Source organism: Kitasatospora sp. NPDC096077, assembly GCF_040303245.1.
In the GTDB taxonomy this organism is placed as follows: domain Bacteria; phylum Actinomycetota; class Actinomycetes; order Streptomycetales; family Streptomycetaceae; genus Kitasatospora.
In genome coordinates, this window is the sequence record NZ_JBEOSV010000018.1 from 89,393 (window position 1) to 106,169 (window position 16,777).

Annotated in this window: 12 protein-coding genes; 1 reads left to right on the top strand and 11 read right to left on the bottom strand. The window is 74.1% G+C overall.

Annotation, left to right across the window (positions count from 1 at the left end; genetic code table 11):
* Nucleotides 1-114: 114 nt before the first annotated feature.
* Nucleotides 115-2,838, bottom strand: a complete 2,724-nt coding sequence (locus ABTZ03_RS18095; protein ID WP_350513969.1) for a molybdopterin-dependent oxidoreductase — start codon at nt 2,836-2,838, stop codon at nt 115-117.
* A complete protein-coding gene (locus tag ABTZ03_RS18100) occupies nt 2,835-3,677 on the bottom strand; it encodes an FAD binding domain-containing protein (protein ID WP_350513970.1) in 843 nt (280 codons plus the stop codon). The genes ABTZ03_RS18095 and ABTZ03_RS18100 overlap by 4 nt, the downstream gene beginning before the upstream one ends.
* Nucleotides 3,678-4,249: 572 nt before the next feature.
* Here ABTZ03_RS18100 and ABTZ03_RS18105 point away from each other — a divergent pair.
* Nucleotides 4,250-4,699, top strand: coding sequence for a hypothetical protein (locus ABTZ03_RS18105; protein WP_350513971.1), 450 nt, complete (start codon nt 4,250-4,252; stop codon nt 4,697-4,699).
* A gap of 144 nt (nt 4,700-4,843) precedes the next feature.
* Here the strand turns inward: ABTZ03_RS18105 and ABTZ03_RS18110 are convergent, their stop codons facing one another.
* From ABTZ03_RS18110 to ABTZ03_RS18150, 9 genes are all read right to left on the bottom strand, one after another.
* Nucleotides 4,844-6,844 (bottom strand): Ig domain-containing protein, encoded by a 2,001-nt coding sequence (locus tag ABTZ03_RS18110; protein WP_350513972.1) that lies wholly within the window; start codon nt 6,842-6,844, stop codon nt 4,844-4,846.
* Between the two features lie 336 nt (nt 6,845-7,180).
* Nucleotides 7,181-7,795, bottom strand: a complete 615-nt coding sequence (locus tag ABTZ03_RS18115) for a hypothetical protein (protein ID WP_350513973.1) — start codon at nt 7,793-7,795, stop codon at nt 7,181-7,183.
* 149 nt (nt 7,796-7,944) lie between these two features.
* A complete protein-coding gene (locus ABTZ03_RS18120; RefSeq protein ID WP_350513974.1) occupies nt 7,945-8,364 on the bottom strand; it encodes a cupredoxin domain-containing protein in 420 nt (139 codons plus the stop codon).
* Nucleotides 8,364-8,810, bottom strand: a complete 447-nt coding sequence (locus ABTZ03_RS18125; protein ID WP_350513975.1) for a hypothetical protein — start codon at nt 8,808-8,810, stop codon at nt 8,364-8,366. Before ABTZ03_RS18125 ends, ABTZ03_RS18120 begins: the two co-directional genes overlap by 1 nt.
* A 150-nt stretch (nt 8,811-8,960) precedes the next feature.
* A complete protein-coding gene (locus ABTZ03_RS18130) occupies nt 8,961-10,292 on the bottom strand; it encodes a nitrate/nitrite transporter (protein ID WP_350513976.1) in 1,332 nt (443 codons plus the stop codon).
* A complete protein-coding gene (gene nirD / locus ABTZ03_RS18135) occupies nt 10,289-10,765 on the bottom strand; it encodes a nitrite reductase small subunit NirD (RefSeq protein ID WP_350513977.1) in 477 nt (158 codons plus the stop codon). Before nirD ends, ABTZ03_RS18130 begins: the two co-directional genes overlap by 4 nt.
* On the bottom strand, nt 10,762-13,350 hold the full coding sequence (gene nirB, locus ABTZ03_RS18140; RefSeq protein WP_350513978.1) for a nitrite reductase large subunit NirB: 2,589 nt from the start codon (nt 13,348-13,350) through the stop codon (nt 10,762-10,764). The genes nirD and nirB overlap by 4 nt, the downstream gene beginning before the upstream one ends.
* A complete protein-coding gene (locus tag ABTZ03_RS18145) occupies nt 13,347-14,573 on the bottom strand; it encodes an NAD(P)/FAD-dependent oxidoreductase (protein WP_350513979.1) in 1,227 nt (408 codons plus the stop codon). Before ABTZ03_RS18145 ends, nirB begins: the two co-directional genes overlap by 4 nt.
* Complete coding sequence (locus ABTZ03_RS18150) at nt 14,570-16,717, bottom strand: molybdopterin oxidoreductase family protein (protein ID WP_350513980.1); 2,148 nt, start codon at nt 16,715-16,717, stop codon at nt 14,570-14,572. Before ABTZ03_RS18150 ends, ABTZ03_RS18145 begins: the two co-directional genes overlap by 4 nt.
* Nucleotides 16,718-16,777 lie beyond the last annotated feature (60 nt).

Genomic DNA, 16,777 nt, shown 5'->3' on the forward strand with positions numbered 1-16,777 from the left:
CTCCCCTACCACTGTGGACCACCGCCGGACCGGACGGCTCCCCCACCCGGCGTGGCGACGCCGTCACCGTGAGTCCGTCGTCCCCGTGACTCCGCCGTCACCGTGAGTCCGCCGTCACCGCCCCCGCTCGGCCAGCGCCTGCCAGACCCGGTCGCGCAGGAACGGCGGGTCGGTGAAGCGGATGCCGGTGGCGTCGCGCAGCGCGTTGGCGAAGGCGGGGGCGACCGGGTTGAACGGGCTCTCGCTCATCGACTTGGCCCCGAGCGGGCCGATCGCGTCCGAGGTGGTGCTGAAGTGCACCTCGGTGCGCGGCACGTCGGCGAACGCCGGCAGCCGGTAGCGGCGGAAGGCCGCGGTGCTGACCTCCCCCCGCTCGTCCAGCAGCACCTGTTCGAACAGGGTGGCGCCGAGCGCCTGGGCGACCCCGCCCTCGACCTGGCCGCGGCACTGCATCGGGTTCATCACCCGCCCGGCGTCGGCGCCGTGGACGCTGCGCAGGATCCGGATCTCCCCGGTGTCGGGGTCGACGGCGATCCGGAACCACTGCGAGTTGAAGGCCACCGACCGCGGCGAGCCGCCCCAGTGCCCGGCGGCCGACAGCTCCACCCCGCGCTCGCGCGCCACCTCGTGCAGCTCCTTCAGCGGGACGCCCCGCCCCTCGCACTCCACCGCCTCCGCGCCGAGCCGCACCAGGGCGCGCGGGCTGCGGGCGTGCTCGGCGGCGAAGGCGGTGAGCCGCTCGGCGAGCGCGTCGGCGGCCCGCAGCACCGCCTTGCCCGCGACCACGGTGCCCGCCGAGCCGAAGGCGCCGGTGTCGTGCCGGACCACGTCGGTGTCGGACTGCCGGACGGTGATCCGGTCCACGGTGGTGTCGAGCGCGCCGGCCGCGATCTGCCGGTGCACGGTGGTGGTGCCGTTGCCGAACTCGGCGGTGCCCACGGCCAGGTCGTACGTGCCGTCCGCCAGCAGGGTCACCGTGGCGTCGGCGAAGTGGCCGCCGGGCGGGCCGGTGGCGATCATCGCCATCGCGAAGCCCTGGCCGACCAGCCAGCCCTCGGGCGCGTCGGCGGCGCTGCGGTCGTCCGCGAGGGCGTCGCGCACCACCTGGAGGCACTGGTCCAGGCCGTAGCTGGCGATGTGCAGGTCCTCCTCCTCGCCGCCGGGGCTGTGCATCGGCTCGCCGGGGCCGATCACGTTGCGCTCCCGGAACTCCAGCGGGTCGAGGCCGAGCCGGCGGGCGAGTTCGTCCATCGCGGACTCGACGGCGAAGGTCACCTGCCCCAGGCCGTAGCCGCGGAAGGCGCCGGCCGGGACGCCGTTGGTGTACACCGAGTACGCGTCGACCTTCTTGTGCGGCACCCGGTAGACGCCCATCGACTCGCCGACGCTGTGGAACATCACCGCCGGGCCGTGGTTGCCGTACGCCCCGGTGTTCGCCACCACCCGGAACTGCAGCGCGGTCAGCGTGCCGTCGGCCTTCGCGCCCGCCTTGACGGTGATGGTGAACGGGTGCCGGGTGGTGGCGCCGAAGAACTGCTCGGCCCGGGTGAACTCCAGCTTCACCGGGCGGCGCAGGCGCAGCGCGGCGAGCACCGCGATGTCCTCGGTGAGCATCTCCTGCTTGCCGCCGAAGCCGCCGCCGACCCGGCCGGCCACCACCCGGATCCGTTCCTCGGGCAGGTCGTACAGGGCGCACAGGGCGCGCCGGGTGAGGAAGGGGACCTGGGTGCTGGAGCGGACCACCAGCCGTCCGTCCTCCTCGAAGTGGACGACGCAGCCGTGGGTCTCCAGGCTGGCGTGCTGGACCCGCTGGGTGCGGAAGGTCTCCTCGTACACCAGGTCCGCCTCGGCGAACCCCTCGGCCACGCTGCCGAGTTCACCGTGCACCTCACCGCAGACGTTGTTCTCCGGGCGGGCGATCCGGGACTCCGGCCCCTTGGGGTGCAGCACCGGCGCGCCGGCGGCCATCGCCTCCTCCGGGTCGAGCACGTACGGGAGTTGCTCGTACTCGACGACGATCCGCCGGCAGCCCTCCTCGGCGGCGGCCTCGGTGTCGGCGACCACGGCGGCGACCCGCTGGCCGACGAAGCGCACCACGTCGTCCAGCACCCGGGTGTCGTCCGGGTCCTCGGTGGGGTGCTCGTGCCGGGCCGAGGAGTACAGCCGCTCGGGCGCGTCGTGGTGGGTGAACACGGCGTGCACGCCCGGGACGCGCAGGGCGGCGGTGGTGTCGATCGCCGTGATCCGGGCGTGCGGGTGCGGGGAGCGCAGCAGCTTCAGGTGCAGCAGGCCGGGCACGTCGAGGTCGAAGGTGTAGCGGGCGGTGCCGGTGACCACCTGCGGGCCGGCCGGGGCGCCCAGGTTGCGGCCGACCGCGTGACCGGGGTCGGGCTCCTCGGTGTGGCGGACGCCGGCGATCGCGTCCTCGATCGCCCGGTAGCCGGTGCAGCGGCACAGGTTGCCCTTCAACGCCCTTGGCAGGTCCGCGCGTTGCTCGGCGTCGAGGGCGGTGGTGGTCATCAGGAAGCCGGCCGTGCAGAAGCCGCACTGGAAGCCCTGGGCGTCCAGGAAGCGCTGCTGCATCGGGTGCAGTTCGCCGTCCGGGCCGGCCAGGCCCTCCACGGTGGTGACGGACCGGCCGTCGGCGCGGGCCGCCGGGTAGAGGCAGCTGTGCACCGGGGCGCCGTCAACCTGGACGGTGCAGGCGCCGCAGTCGCCCGCGTCGCAGCCCTTCTTCACCCCGAACCAGCCGCGCTCGCGCAGATAGGTGCGCAGGCACTGGCCCGGGCGCGGTTCGGCGTCGGTCGGACGGCCGTTGACGTGCATCGCGAAGCTCATCGCGCTGCCTCCTCCAACTGGTTCTGCGGGCCGAGCTCCTGCCGGATCTGCTCGGCGAAGCGGAAGGTCAGGTGTCGCCGCCAGGCGGGCAGCCCGTGGATGTCGTCGAAGTACTCCTCCGGCCGGATGCCCTCCCGCAGCGCCTCCGCGACGGCGGCCGCGTTCGGGGCGGGCGGGAACCAGAACCGGAACGGGCGTACGGTCGCGGCGGTGACGGTCAGGGTGAGTGAGCCGTCCAGCGGGTCCAGGGTGCCGATCAGCAGGGCGGCGGAGCGGCCCAGCCCGTACAGCGAGGCCTGCCGGAAGGCCGTCCGGCCGGCCAGGGCGCGGGCCGGCAGGGTGATCGAGCGCAGCAGTTCGCCGGGGAGCAGGTCCTTCCGTCCGGCGCCGGTGACGAAGCGCGCCACCGGGACGCGGCGGTACTCGCCGGAGGGGGCGCGCAGCAGGCAGACGCCGTCCAGGGCGGCGGTGAGCGAGATCATCGGGCCGGCCGGCAGGGCGTTGCACAGGTTGCCGCCGACGGTGGCCGTGTTCCAGATCTTCCAGGAGGCCAGGAAGGCCCGGCAGCACTGCTCGACCAGCGGCGCGGCCGTCCAGTCGGCCTCCTCCCGGCCGTACCGGGAGAGCTGGGCGACGGTGCAGGTCGCGGCGATCTCCAGGCCGCCGTCCGGGGTGCGGGTGAGCGGCTGCCAGCCCATCCGGCCGAGGTCGATCAGCCGGCGGATGTGCGGCTGCGGTTCGGAGAACAGGTACGTCCCGCCGCCGAGCCAGGCGTCGCCGGGCCGCCAGGCGCCGCCGAGGCGGGCGTCCCGCAGTTCGGCCACCGTGTTCAGATCCATGTCGCCCCGCCGTCCCCGCTCGGTCCCGTTCGTTCGGTAGGGCGATTCAAGCCGCCCGCCCCGATGCCCCACGAGTGGTTCCGGGCACCATGCGCGCCTGCCGCGCCCTGGTGGATCATCCAAGGCCGGTAGGGGAGTTGGCCGCTCCGCATGCCAACTTCGACAAGGGTGTCGAAGTTGGCATGTCCGGGCTATGCTGTCGGCAGTTCCGAAGGTGAGCCCCACCCGTCGACGCCCGCACCGCTCCGGTGGACCGCGCCGCTCCGGACCGTCCGGGCCCCGACCCGCTCGACGCCCGCTCGACACCCGCTTCCGCCCCCGCACCGCCGAGTCCCGAGCCGCCGAGTCCCGAGCCGGCACCACTGCGGCCCTCCGCCCGAACTCCGGCCTGTTGTTGAGTTTTTGACGTTCCGTCAATTCGGTACGCACCACCGTCACCACCTGGCCGTCCAGGCGTACCCCGGGCCGCCCGCCGCCGTTGTACGGAAGGTGAGTCGCCGGCACGGAAACGGAAGGCGAGTCGCCGCACCCGCCCCCGACCCCCGGCTCCCCCGCCGAGGAAGAGGTTCCCCTTGACGACGCCCCGGATCCTCCCCCGCCCGCGCGAGACGGCCGTCCTGGTCGGCGTCCTCGGGCTGCTCGTCCTGGAGGAGATCGCCCTGAACCTCGCCGAGGAGGAGGACCGCCCGGTCATCGGCGGCCTGCTGATCGGCGCGGCCTGCTCCGGCCTGCTGGTGGTCGGCGCGGTGCTGTTCAGCCGCTGGCTCGACGCCCGCCGTCCGCTCCCGCTGCCGCCGCCCGGCCCCAACGGGCGCGAGTACAGCGCCCGGGCGCTCGAAGGCTTCCCGATGGAGACCGTCCGCCCTCTGCTGCTCGCCGAACACGCCCCGCAGCTGGGGCAGTTGTACTCCGCCTGGATGCTCGCCCGGACCGGCCGCCCGGCCACCTGGATCGCCCGCCGGCTCGACCTGCCCGTGGACACCGTGCACCTGCTGGTCGACGCCGCCCGGACCCAGCCCTGACGGAACTCCCGAACGGCGGACCGGCAGGTCGGCCGAGCACGACGACGGCCCCGGCACCGCGGGTTCGCGGTGCCGGGGCGTGCTGTCGGGAGGTGCTGTCGGGACGTGCCGTCGGGACGTGCGGTCAGGAGGTTCGCCGACCGATCAGCTCTCGCGGCCCGAGGCGTCGTCGATCAGGAACGCCGTGGTCGGGTTGGTGCCGGTCTCGTGGGAGACCAGCTTGAGGCCGATGGTGGTCCCCCAGCCGACCTGGCCGATGACCGAGGAGAGGTCCACCGACTGGTACTGGTAGCCGTTGGTCGGGTTCTGGCTGGTCCAGGTCTTCACCGTGCCGATCGGCTGACCGGTGTACTGGTTGATCGCCACCAGCGACAGGGTGTCCGGCGAGCTGGTGGAGGCGCCGGCCGACTCCACGTCCAGCCAGAAGGAGAAGGTCGCCTGCCCGAAGCCCGGGTAGGTGTTCAGGTAGGTGGTGATGGAGTCGTCGGTGCCGGTGTTCTGGCCCAGCCAGGCGTACCAGGAGCCGGAGTGCGGCGCGTGCAGGCTGGACGGGGTGATGATGTTGTAGCCCGACGGGCTCCAAGCGTCCGTCATCACCGTGTGGTTGACGTCGGCCGAACCGTTCTCGAAGCCGGGGTCGATCAGCTGCTCGATGCCGCCGCAACCGGAACCGCCGGAGGTGCTGACGTTCTCCCAGAAGCCGGTGGACGCCGACTTGCCGGTCGGGTCGGTCGCCGTCACGTTGATCCGCTGGTAGCCGTTGGTCGCAGCCGAAGTACCGGAGATCACACCGCTGTTGGCGTCGATGGCCAGGCCCTGCGGCAGCCCGCTGGCGCTGTAGGTCAGGGCCGCGCCGCTGCTGGAAGCACCCACCGCCGGGATCGACAGCGGCTGCCCGGCCTTGTCCGACCGGTCGCACAAGGTGCTCACCGAGACCGGCGGACTGGCCACGATCGGGTCCGAACTCATGCACAGGTGATCGGAGTTGGACCACAGCGTCTGCAGCGGGAAGCTACCCGTCGCGAGGTCCTCGGTGAACAGCCCGCCGTTGGAGCCCTTCGGGATCCAGGCGCACTTGTCGGCGACCTCCTGGCCGGTGGCGTCGGTCCAGCCGCCCGGGGTGTTCGGGTCGGTCAGCGTCTCCGCGTACTCGTGGCCGCCGATGATCCCGTAGCCGTCCAGCCGGCCCCGCGGGGTGTTCTCGCCGAACCAGTTGGTGCCGCAGCCGGCCACGTCCGTCAGGTACGGCATGTTGGTGTAGGCGAGCTGGCCGTACTGCGAGCGCTGGAAGTCGTGCCAGGCGCAGTAGCCCAGCTCCTTCCACTTGTCCGGGTCGGTGCCCTGCGGCGAGTCGATGACGTACTGCACGTTGCGGTTCTGCGCCTCGGTCAGGTTGCCGAAGTGCTTGGCCGCGGCCAGCGCCTCCGCACCGAGCTGCGGCTCGGTCGCGGCCTGCGGCGCCGGGGCGGCGTTGTCCACCCAGACGCCCGCGAGCACGCTGCCCGGCTGCGGGTACGGGACGTGCGCGGACCCGGCCGGGCACTGCACGGAACCGGCGGCGATGCCCTCGCAGTACTGGGTCAGCACGGCGCTCCAGCCGTCGCCCGCGCTGCCGAGGCCCTTGAAGAAGTCCTGCTGGTACGGGGCGGCCTGGTCCGGGTCGCCGGTCACCACGGTGTCACCGGTCGAGTTGGTCGACGCGCTGCCCCACTGCGAACCCCAGAGCACCAGGTACACCTTGGGCGCACCGATCACCACACCGCTGGACTCCTGGCCACCCTTGTAGGTCATCTGGAGGTCGTACTCGTTCGCGACCGAGCCGTCGCCGTCCTTGGTGCCGCTGCCCGGGTCGGCGCCGTCCACCAGCTGCTGCGCCTTCCCGGCGACACCACCGGACTTGGCGGCGGCCACCGGGCCGGTCCGGGCCGCCATCGCCCGGCGCGGGCCGGACTTCGGCGGGGCCTTGTCGGTCTTCGGGGTGCCCGGCTGGACGGCGACGGTGGCCGTCTGCTGGGCGTGGGAGTCGGCCATCGCGGACAGCGGGCTGCTGAGCGCGGCACCGGCGAGGGCGGCGGCGAGCGCCACCAGGGCGGTCCTCGGGGCGCGGTGGGTCCGCTCCGATGATCGGGATCGGAATCTGAACACGGGTCGGGTTCCGTCTCTCGTGACGTGGGGGGGGAAGAGGGTGATGCACGCTGCGCGGTGGGAGAACGGACGGGGAACGGATCACGCTCTGAGCTCCGCTTGTGCAATGCGCCATATGATATTTCACTGCACCTCGCACACAAGGGCCCCACATCACGCCGCTTCGTGCCACCCCTCCCCCACGGACCGGCCGGGCCGACCCCGGAGCGCCCGCCCACCCTTCCCCCGCCCGGCCCGATCGCCCCCGAACCGGGCATCGCGCCAACTCGGCTCGGAGGCAGGGATTTTAACTCCCCCTTACCCGCCCCCACCTCGCCTTGGTGTTCCAGGCCCCCCTCAGACCCCACGCCCCACATTCGCCTGCGCCACCAGGAACGGCACCAACCCGCGCTCCGCCAACGCCGACCGCCAGGCCGCCCGCGCCCGCACCAACTCCCCCAGCCCGGTCGCCTCCTCCTCGACCCCCTTCCCCCGCGCCGCCGAACCCAACAGCCCCAACCCGCCCACCACCAGACACACCGCCGCAACCCCGGCCGCCACCCAGCCGGCCCCCACCAGCGCGTGCCCCACCACCTCAAGATCCTCGGACAACCCCAACACGTAGCCGAGCAACAGGAACACCACGGCGGCGACAACGGCCACTATCGGCACGATCACCCCCAACACCCCCCACCACCCCGACGCCCGCCCCCGCGCCGGCTCCTCCATCGGCAACCGCGCCACCGCATCGGCATCCGCCCGCAACAGCGCATAACGCTCGTACTCCGGCGCCGCGGCCGCCAACACGTACGCCGCGTTGTCCCGCGCCGTCCGCCGCAACCGCTCGACCCCGCGCGCCTCGTCACCGCTGTCCCGCAGGGCAGCACGAACCTGCGGCGCGGCCAACGCCCGGCCCAACCCACTCTCGAAGTCGGCCCGATCCTGCTGCGGCAGTCGAAGCGGCCTGTCCATGCTGTGCCCCCGTCTCACCGTTCACGTAGTTCTACAGAACTGTAGAACATTCAGGTGAAGGTAAACAGCCCTGTTCAGGGGCGGATCTCGGCCTCAGGACGGGTCGGCCATGGGGACCCGGGCGAGGGCAGCGCGGAGGCAATCCGCCGCTACGCCACGGTCAGCAACCCGCGCATGAAGTGGTGGTAGCCGCAGAGGTACGGGTACGTGCCGGGCTGGCTGGGGGCGATGAAGGAGGCGGTGCCGCCGGGGGCGATGGGCCCGGTGTCGAAGGTGGTGGGGTCCTGGGCGGTGAGGGTGTGGGTCACGGTGCCGGTGTTGCGGACGGTGACCACCGCGCCCGGGTGGACGGTGAAGTCGGCCGGGTCGAAGGCGAAGTCGCGGATCGTCACGATGCCGGCGAAGGGGGTCGGGGAGGACGGTGTCGGGGAGGACGGCGTCGAGGCGACCGTCGGCGGGGCGGTGACGACGGAGGACTCGTCCGGGGCCGCCCCGACGTAGGCGCTGAGGCAGCCGGTCAGGAGGGCGCCGAGGAGCAGGAGGGCGGCGGCCCGGACGGTCGGGGTCATCAGCTGGCGGCGAGTCGCATCCGGCGGGAGTCCGCGGCGGCGGACGGGGTGGAGCCGATGTTGGAGACGGTGGCGATGACGACGGCGTCGACGTCGGGGAGCCAGTTGGAGGTCTTGGACTGGACCATGAACTGGCGCTGCTGCTGGTTGCCGTCGCAGTTGATGTCGGCCTCGGCGGTGCGGGCGGAGCCGAAGGCGGTCGAGGCGGCGTCCTCCGGGTTCTTCTGCTCGACCGAGACGGTCAGCGAGCGGGCCTCGTCGGCGGCCGAGCAGAGGTAGGTGGCGTCGACCAGGACCCGGCTGGGGATCTTGGGGTCGATCCTGGCCTCGCCGAGGGTGATCACCGTCCCGGACGGGTCTCCGTCGCGGGCGGGCACGGCCTGGGCGGCGGGGGCCAGGCCGACCAGGGCGGTGGTGAGGGCGGTCACGACGATCCAGCGCTGCACAGCGAACCTCCGGGGTGTGGGGCGTAGTGCGGCCGACGCTAGTCAAGGCTTCGAGGGCCCGCGCGCCGGATCGTCCGATCGTCGTACGACCGACCCCGCACCTATACCGCCAAACGGGTAGCCCCCGGACCCCCATCGGCGCCGACCCCGTCACCGCCGCCGCAGCCACACCGCCCAGGTCAGCCCCGAGCACAGCAGGTACGCCACCAGGAACCCCAGGTACGCCGCGTCCCCGTTCCCGCTGGCCAGGAACGACTGCCGGAACGCCAGGTTCACCAGCACCCCGCCGAACGCCCCCACCGCCCCCGCCAGCCCGATCAGGGCCGCCGACCGCCGCCGGGAGTCGGCCTCGGCGGCCGCCGGGTCGGCCCCGGCCGCGACGGAGCGCCGGGCGAGGTCCTGGTAGTGCGCCGGGATCATCTTGTAGGTCGAACCGTTGCCGATCCCGCTGAGCACGAAGAGCGCGATGAACCCGCCGAGGAACAGCGGCAGCGAGCCCGCCCGGGAGGCGGCCAGCACGAGTGCGGTCCCGGCGCCCATGGCGGCGAAGGTCGCCAGCGTGACCCGCGCGCCGCCGTACCGGTCGGCCAGCCGTCCGCCGACCGGCCGCAGCAGCGAGCCGAACAGGGGCCCCAGGAAGGTGAGCGCGGCGGCCTTGACCGGGGTGTCGAAGCGCTCGTGGAACTGCACCTGGAGCACCTGCCCGAAGGCGAAGCCGAAGCCGATGAAGGAGCCGAAGGTGCCGATGTACAGGGTGGACACCGCCCAGCCGTACGGGTCGCGGGCCACCTCGCGCAGCGTCCGCCCCTCCCCGCCGGCGGACACCGGCAGGTTGTCCATCCGCCACCAGGCCCCGGCGGCCGCGAGCACGATCAGCGGCAGGTAGAGCAGCGGCAGCAGCCGGGGGTGGGCGGCGCCGGCGGTGGCCAGCACCAGCAGGCCGAGCAGCTGGACGGCGGGGACGCCGAGGTTGCCGCCGCCCGCGTTGACGCCCAGCGCCCAGCCCTTGAGCCGGTGCGGGTAGAAGGCGTTGATGTTGGCCATCGAGGAGGCGAAGTTGCCGCCGCCGACCCCGGCCACGCAGGCGACCGCCAGCAGGGTGCCGTAGGAGACGCCGGGCCGCAGCACCGCGGCCGCGAGCGCCGTCGGAACGAGCAGCAGCAAGGCGCTGATCACCGTCCAGGTGCGGCCGCCGAAGCGGGCGACGGCGAAGGTGTACGGCAGCCGCAGCAGGGCGCCGAGGGCGGTGGGCAGGGCGGTGAGGGTGAACTTGCCCGCGGTGTCGACGTGGTATTCGGGCCCGAGGAAGAGCACCAGCACCGACCACAGGCTCCACACCGAGAAGCCGATGTGCTCGGAAAGGACCGAGAAGACCAGGTTGCGCCGGGCGATCCGGGCGCCGCCGCGGGCCCACTGCTCCTCGTCCTCCGGGTCCCAACCCGCCAGCGGGGCGGGCGATCTGGTGTCGAGGACGGCCGTCATGCCGCGATCCCTCCGTCCGCGTCGAGCGAACCCGCCGCGTCCAGCGCACCGGCCGCGTCGAGCGTCCCTTCCCCCTCGAACGCGCCCTCCCCCTCGAACGCGCCCTCCCCGTCGAGCGCGCCCTCCCCGTCGAGCGCCCGCACCGGCCAGCGCCGCAGCACCGCGGGGCTGCCGTCGGGGGCGGTGGATTCGTCCAGGCAGCGTCCGTCGGTGAGGTCGTACACCTGCTTGTACATCGGCGAGATGAGGGTCGGCCGGTCGCCCCGGCTGCCGAGCAGGCCGCGGGCGAGGACCGGGGCGCCGCTGAACGGGTCGAGGTTGTCGACGGCGTACAGCTCCCCGCCACGACCGCGGAACAGGGCGACCTGGCCGGCCGCCTCGGGGAGCAACACCGCGACGCCGCGGCCGGGTTGGAGGTCGGTGAGGGCGCAGACGGTCTGCCAGCGGGCGCCGTCGTGGATCTGTACGGTCACGGGGTGAGCACCTCCGGTCGGGCTCCGGCGATCAGCACCGGGGCGTTGAGGGTGAGGCCGGTCTCGCCGGGGCGGGCGGGGCGGATCTGGCCGCGTTCGGGGACAAAGGTCACGGCGGGGTCGGGGGTGCCGGGGGCGTTGACGAAGGAGGCGAAGCGCCGCATCCGGTCGGGGTCGGCGAGGGTCTCGGCCCATTCGTCCCGGTAGCCGCCGATGTGACGATCCATCAGTTCATCGAGCTCGGCGGCGATGCCGAGCGAGTCGTCCAGCACCACGGCCCGCAGGTGGTCGAGTCCGCCCTCCAGCCGCTCCAGCCAGACCGAGGTGCGCTCCAGCCGGTCGGCGGTGCGGATGTAGAACATCAGGTACCGGTCGATGGTGCGGATCAGGGTGTCGCGGTCGAGGTCGGCGGCGAGCAGGTCGGCGTGCCGGGGGGTCATGCCGCCGTTGCCGCCGACGTAGAGGTTCCAGCCGGCCGAGGTGGCGATGATGCCGAAGTCCTTGCTCTGCGCCTCCGCGCACTCGCGGGCGCAGCCGGAGACGGCGGCCTTGAGCTTGTGCGGGGAGCGCAATCCCCGGTAGCGCAGCTCCAGTTCGATGGCGAGGGAGGTGGAGTCCTGGACGCCGAAGCGGCACCAGGTCTCGCCGACGCAGGACTTCACGGTGCGCAGCGACTTGCCGTAGGCGTGCCCGGACTCGAACCCGGCGTCGACCAGCTTGCGCCAGATGACCGGGAGTTGGTCGACGGTGGCGCCGAACATGTCGATCCGCTGGCCGCCGGTGATCTTGGTGTAGAGGCCGTGGTCGCGGGCGATCTCGCCGATCGTGATCAGGCCCTCGGGGGTGATCTCGCCGCCGGGCACCCGGGGCACGACCGAATAGGAGCCGTTGCGTTGGAGGTTGGCGAGGAAGTGGTCGTTGGAGTCCTGGAGGGCGCCCTGCTCGCCGTCCAGGATGTGGCCGTTGCCGAGGCTGGCGAGGATGGAGGCGACGGTGGGCTTGCAGATCTCGCAGCCCTCGCCGCCGGTGCCGTGCCCGGCCAGCAGCGCGGAGAAGGTGGACAGGCCGGTCACCCGGACGATCTCGTACAACTCGGCACGGCTGTGGGCGAAGTGCTCGCACAGGCCCTGGACGGTGGCGATCCCGGCGGCCGCCAGCTCCTCGGTGACCACGGTGCCCAGCTGCTTGAGGCAGCTGCCGCAGCCGGTGCCGGCCCGGGTGCACTTCTTGACGGCGGCGACGCTGTCCGCGCCCTGGTCGCGGACGGCGGCCCGGACGGCGCCCTGGGTGACGTTGTGGCAGGAGCAGAGCACCGCCTCGTCGGGCAGCGCGACCGACCCGGCGGCGGCGAACCCGCTTGGCAGCACCAGCTGTTCGGGCGCGACGGTGAGCGGCTTTCCGGCGACGGCGAGCGGGCGCAGGGTGCCGTAGCCCTCGGTGTCGCCGACCAGGACACCGCCGAGCAGCGCGCCGTCGGCGCCGATCACCAGCTTGCGGTAGATGCCGCTGCGGCTGTCGCTGTACAGCACGTCGAGCGCGCCCTCGGCGCTGCCGTGCGGGTCGCCGAAGCTGGCGACGTCGACGCCGAGCAGCTTGAGCTTGGTGGAGGTGTCGGCGCCGGTGAAGCCCGCGACGTCCAGCCCCGCGACCGTGCGGGCCGCCGTCTCGGCCATCTGGTAGCCCGGCGCGACCAGCCCGTACACCCGGCCGTCGACCGCCTGGGCGCACTCCCCGATCGCCAGCACCGCCGGGTCCTCGGTGCGGCAGCGGGCGTCGACCACGATGCCGCCGCGCGCGCCGACCGGCAGTCCGCAGTCCCGGGCGAGCTGGTCGCGGGCGCGCACCCCCGCGGAGAAGACCACCAGGTCGGCGGGCAGTTCCCGGCCGTCGGACAGGGCGAGGCCGCGCACCCGGCCGTCCGGGCCGGTGAGCACGCCGCTGGCGCCGGCGCCGGTGTGGACGGTGACGCCGAGCGCCTCGATCTTGCGGCGCAGCGCCGCGCCGCCGCCGTCGTCCACCTGGACGGCCATCAGCCGGGGCGCGAACTCGACCACGTGGGTGGCCAGGCCCCCGGCCCGCAGGGCGCCGGCCGCCTCCAGGCCGAGCAGTCCGCCGCCGACCACCACACCGGTGCCCGCGGCGCCGGCCTCGGCCCGGATCGCGTCGACGTCCTCGATGGTGCGGTAGACGTGGCAGCCGGGCGCTTCCGTGCCGGGCACCGGCGGTACGAACGGCACCGAGCCGGTGGCCAACACCAGGACGTCGTACCGGACTTCGGAGCCGGAGCGGGTGCGGACCAGCCGCGCCGCCCGGTCGATCGCGGTGACCGGGTCGCCCAGCCGCAGGTCGATGCCGTGCTCGGCCGGGAAGCCGGCCGGGCAGAGCGCCAGGTCGTCCGGTGTGCCGCCGGAGAACAGCGAGCTGAGGTGGACCCGGTCGTAGGCCGGGCGGGGCTCCTCGGCGAGCACGGTGACCCGCCAGCCGCGCGCGGCCGGCTGCTCGGTCCAGGCCTCCAGGAAGCGCTGGCCGACCATGCCGTGGCCGACCAGGACGAGGTCCCGCACATCGCGGTCGTCTGCGGTCATGGGGTGACTCCTAGCGTGAGCAGGTGCAGGGGGTGGCCGGCGAGCGCGCCGCCGTCGGCGAAGGCGCCGGCCAGCGCGTCCACGGTGGCCAGGTCGCCGAGCAGGATGGCGCCGACCAGTCGGTCGCCGCGCAGGACGAGCTTCTTGTAGCTGCCGCGGGTGGCGTCGGTGAGCCGCAGCACGTCGAGGTCCGGGTCGAGGCCCTCGTCCACGGCGCCGAAGGCCGCGTACTCCAGGTCGCCGGTGCTGAGCCGGGCGCGCGGGCTGCTGCCGGGGTAGCGGGCGTCGGGCTCGGCGCCGGAGAGGTGGCGGGCCAGCACGTCGGCCTGCTCCCAGGCGGGGCCGGCCAGGCCGTGGACGGTGCCGCGGTGCTCGGCGCAGTCGCCGATGGCGAACACGTGCGGGGCGGCGGCCAGTCGGTCGTCCACCAGGACGCCGGTTCCGACCGGCAGACCGGCGGCGTGGGCGAGCGCGGTGCGCGGGCGGGTGCCGCAGGCGAGCACCACCAGGTCGCAGTCCAGCCGGTAGCCGTTGGCCAGTTCCACCGCCTCGACCCGGCCCTCGGCGCCGCCGTGCACGGCCCGCGCCCGGTTGCCGGTGTAGCAGTCGACGCCGAGCCGCCGGAGCCGCTCGCGCAGCACGGCGGCCGCCTCCGAGTCCAGCTGACGTTCAATCAGATGCGGTGCCTGGTGCACGATTTCGACCCGGACGCCGAGCGCGGCCAGCGCCCGGGCGGCGCTCACCCCGAGCACCCCGCCGCCGATCACCACGGCCCGCTTCGCCCCGACCGCCTCCTCGGCGAGCCGGGCGCAGTCCTCCAGGGTGCGCAGTGTGTGCACGCCCTCGACCAGGCCGTACCCGTCGGGGCGGCGCAGTCCGCGGACGGGCGGGAGCACCGGGTTGGCGCCGGTGGCCAGCACCAGGTCGTCCCAGGGCTGTTCGCTCCCGTCGGCCAGCCGCAGGGTGCGCGCCGCCGGATCGAGGGCCACCACCTCGCAGCCGGGCCGGGCCGTCGCCCCGCCCAGCGGCAGCGCGATCGCCTCGGCGTCGTAGCGGCCGGTCAGCACCTCGGCGAGCAGCACCCGGTTGTACGGGGCACGCGGCTCGGCGCCGTACACGGTGACGGTGCCGGGCCCGCCGAGGGCGGTGTAGCGCTCGGCGAACCGGGCGGCCGCCATGCCGCCGCCGACCACCGCGATCCTGGGGGCGGTCCCGGGGGTCATGTCCCCGCCTCCCGGTGTACGCGCTCCACCCGGACGGCGCAGAGCTTGAACTCCGGCATCCGGGAGACCGGGTCGAGGGCCGGATTGGTCAGGCTGTTGGCCCGGCCGGCGCCCGCCCAGTGGAAGGGCATGAACACGGTGTCCGGCCGGATCGCCTCGGTGATCCGGGCCGGGGCGACGGCCCGCCCGCGCCGGCTGGTGACGGCCAGCGGCTCGCCGTCCGCGACGCCGAGCCGCTGCGCCAGCCGCGGGTGCAGTTCGACGTACGGGCCGGGCGCGGCCGCGTTGAGCTCGGCGACCCGGCGGGTCTGCGCGCCGCTCTGGTACTGGGCGAGCACCCGGCCGGTAGTCAGGTACAGCGGGTAGTCCTCGTCCGGCTCCTCGGCGGCCGGGCGGTGGGTGACCTCGGCGAACCGGGCCCGGCCGTCCGGGGTGGCGTAGCGGTCCAGGAACAGCCGGGGCGTCCCCGGGTGCCCCTCGGCCGGGCAGGGCCAGAACACCCCGTCCTCGGCGGCGATCCGGGCGTAGCTGATGCCCGCGTAGTCGGCGTCGCCACCGGCCGAGGCGCGCCGCAGTTCCTCGAAGGCCTGCTCCGCCTCGGCCGGGAAGCCGTCCGGGACCCCCAGCAGGGCGGCCAGTTCGCGCAGCAGCCAGAGCTCGCCGCGCACGCCGTCCGGCGGGTCGAGGGCGCGGCGGCGCAGGATCACCCGGCCCTCCAGGTTGGTGGTGGTGCCGTCCTCCTCGGCCCACTGGGTGACCGGCAGGACGACGTCGGCGAGCCGGGCGGTCTCCGAGAGCACCAGGTCGGCGACCACCAACAGGTCGAGTGCGCGCAGCCGTTCGGTGATCTGCCCGGCGTTCGGCGCGGAGACCGCCGGGTTGGATCCGGCCAGCAGCAGCGCCTTCACCCCGCCCGGGCGACCGAGGCCGTCCAGCAGCTCGTACGCGGAGAGCCCGGGGCCGGGCAGGCTCGCGGCCGGGACGCCCCAGACGGCGGCGACGTGGGCGCGGGCCGCCGGGTCCTCGATCGAGCGGTAGCCGGGCAGTTGGTCGGCCTTCTGGCCGTGCTCGCGACCGCCCTGCCCGTTGCCCTGGCCGGTCAGGCAGCCGTAACCGCTGTACGGGCGGCCGGACTTGCCGGTGGCCAGGCACAGGTTGATCCAGGCACCGACGGTGTCGGTGCCCTTGCTGTGCTGTTCGGCGCCGCGCGCGGTGAGCACCATGCCGGTGGCGGCCTCGCCGAACATCCGGGCCGCCAGCCGGAGTTGGTGGACGGGAACGCCGGTGATCCGCTCCACCCGATCCGGCCAGTGGGCCATCGCGGACTCGCGGGCCGCCGCGAAGCCGCTGGTCCGCTCGGCGATGAAGTCCTGGTCCAGCAGGCCGTCCGCGATCACCAGGTGGAGCAGGCCGAGGGCGAGCGCCAGGTCCCCGCCGGGGCGGGGCTGCAGGTGCAGGTCGGCCAGTTCGGCGGTGCGGGTGCGGCGCGGGTCGACCACGATCAACGTGCCGCCGTTCTCCCGCAGTTCGCGCAGGTACCGGACGGCCGGCGGCATCGTCTCGGCCGGGTTGCCGCCGACCAGGACCAGGCAGCCGGTGTGCGGGAGGTCGGCGAGCGGGAACGGCAGGCCGCGGTCCAGGCCGAAGGCCCGGCGGTGCGCGGCGGCGGCCGAGGACATGCAGAACCGGCCGTTGTAGTCGATGTTGGCGGTGCCCAGCACCACCCGCGCGAACTTGCCCAGCAGATAGGCCTTCTCGTTGGTGAGCCCGCCGCCGCCGAACACGCCCACCGCGTCCGGCCCGTGCTCGGCCCGTACCCGCGCCAGCCCGGAGGCCACCCGGTCCAGCGCCTCGGGCCAGCTCGCCGAGCGCAGCGGGCCGCCGGGCCGGTCGCGCAGCAGCGGGCCGGTCAGCCGGGCGGCGCGGGCCAGCAGCGCGGGCGCCGTCCGGCCCTTGCCGCACAGCGCGCCCCGGTTCACCGGGAAGTCCGGGCGCTCCAGCACCTCGACCGGCGGCCCGGCGGGGGCGGACCCGGCCGGCCCGACGGGCGCCAGCCGCATCCCGCACTGCAGCGAGCAGTACGGGCAGTGCGTGTCGGTGGCGGCCGGGGTGGTCGGGGCGACCGGGGCGGCGGTTGGTGTCATGCCGAGAAAGGTCGCCGCCCGCTGTTTCGTGACCGGGTCGCCGGTGTTGCGGGTACGGTA

What these genes read in the sequence shown, in the direction of transcription:
- ABTZ03_RS18115 (WP_350513973.1), bottom strand. Translation starts at nt 7,795, where the DNA reads ATGGACAGGCCGCTTCGACTGCCGCAGCAGGATCGGGCCGACTTCGAG.
- ABTZ03_RS18095 (WP_350513969.1), bottom strand. Translation starts at nt 2,838, where the DNA reads ATGAGCTTCGCGATGCACGTCAACGGCCGTCCGACCGACGCCGAACCG.
- ABTZ03_RS18120 (WP_350513974.1), bottom strand. Translation starts at nt 8,364, where the DNA reads ATGACCCCGACCGTCCGGGCCGCCGCCCTCCTGCTCCTCGGCGCCCTC.
- ABTZ03_RS18150 (WP_350513980.1), bottom strand. Translation starts at nt 16,717, where the DNA reads ATGACACCAACCGCCGCCCCGGTCGCCCCGACCACCCCGGCCGCCACC.
- ABTZ03_RS18100 (WP_350513970.1), bottom strand. Translation starts at nt 3,677, where the DNA reads ATGGATCTGAACACGGTGGCCGAACTGCGGGACGCCCGCCTCGGCGGC.
- nirB (WP_350513978.1), bottom strand. Translation starts at nt 13,350, where the DNA reads ATGACCGCAGACGACCGCGATGTGCGGGACCTCGTCCTGGTCGGCCAC.
- ABTZ03_RS18145 (WP_350513979.1), bottom strand. Translation starts at nt 14,573, where the DNA reads ATGACCCCCGGGACCGCCCCCAGGATCGCGGTGGTCGGCGGCGGCATG.
- ABTZ03_RS18130 (WP_350513976.1), bottom strand. Translation starts at nt 10,292, where the DNA reads ATGACGGCCGTCCTCGACACCAGATCGCCCGCCCCGCTGGCGGGTTGG.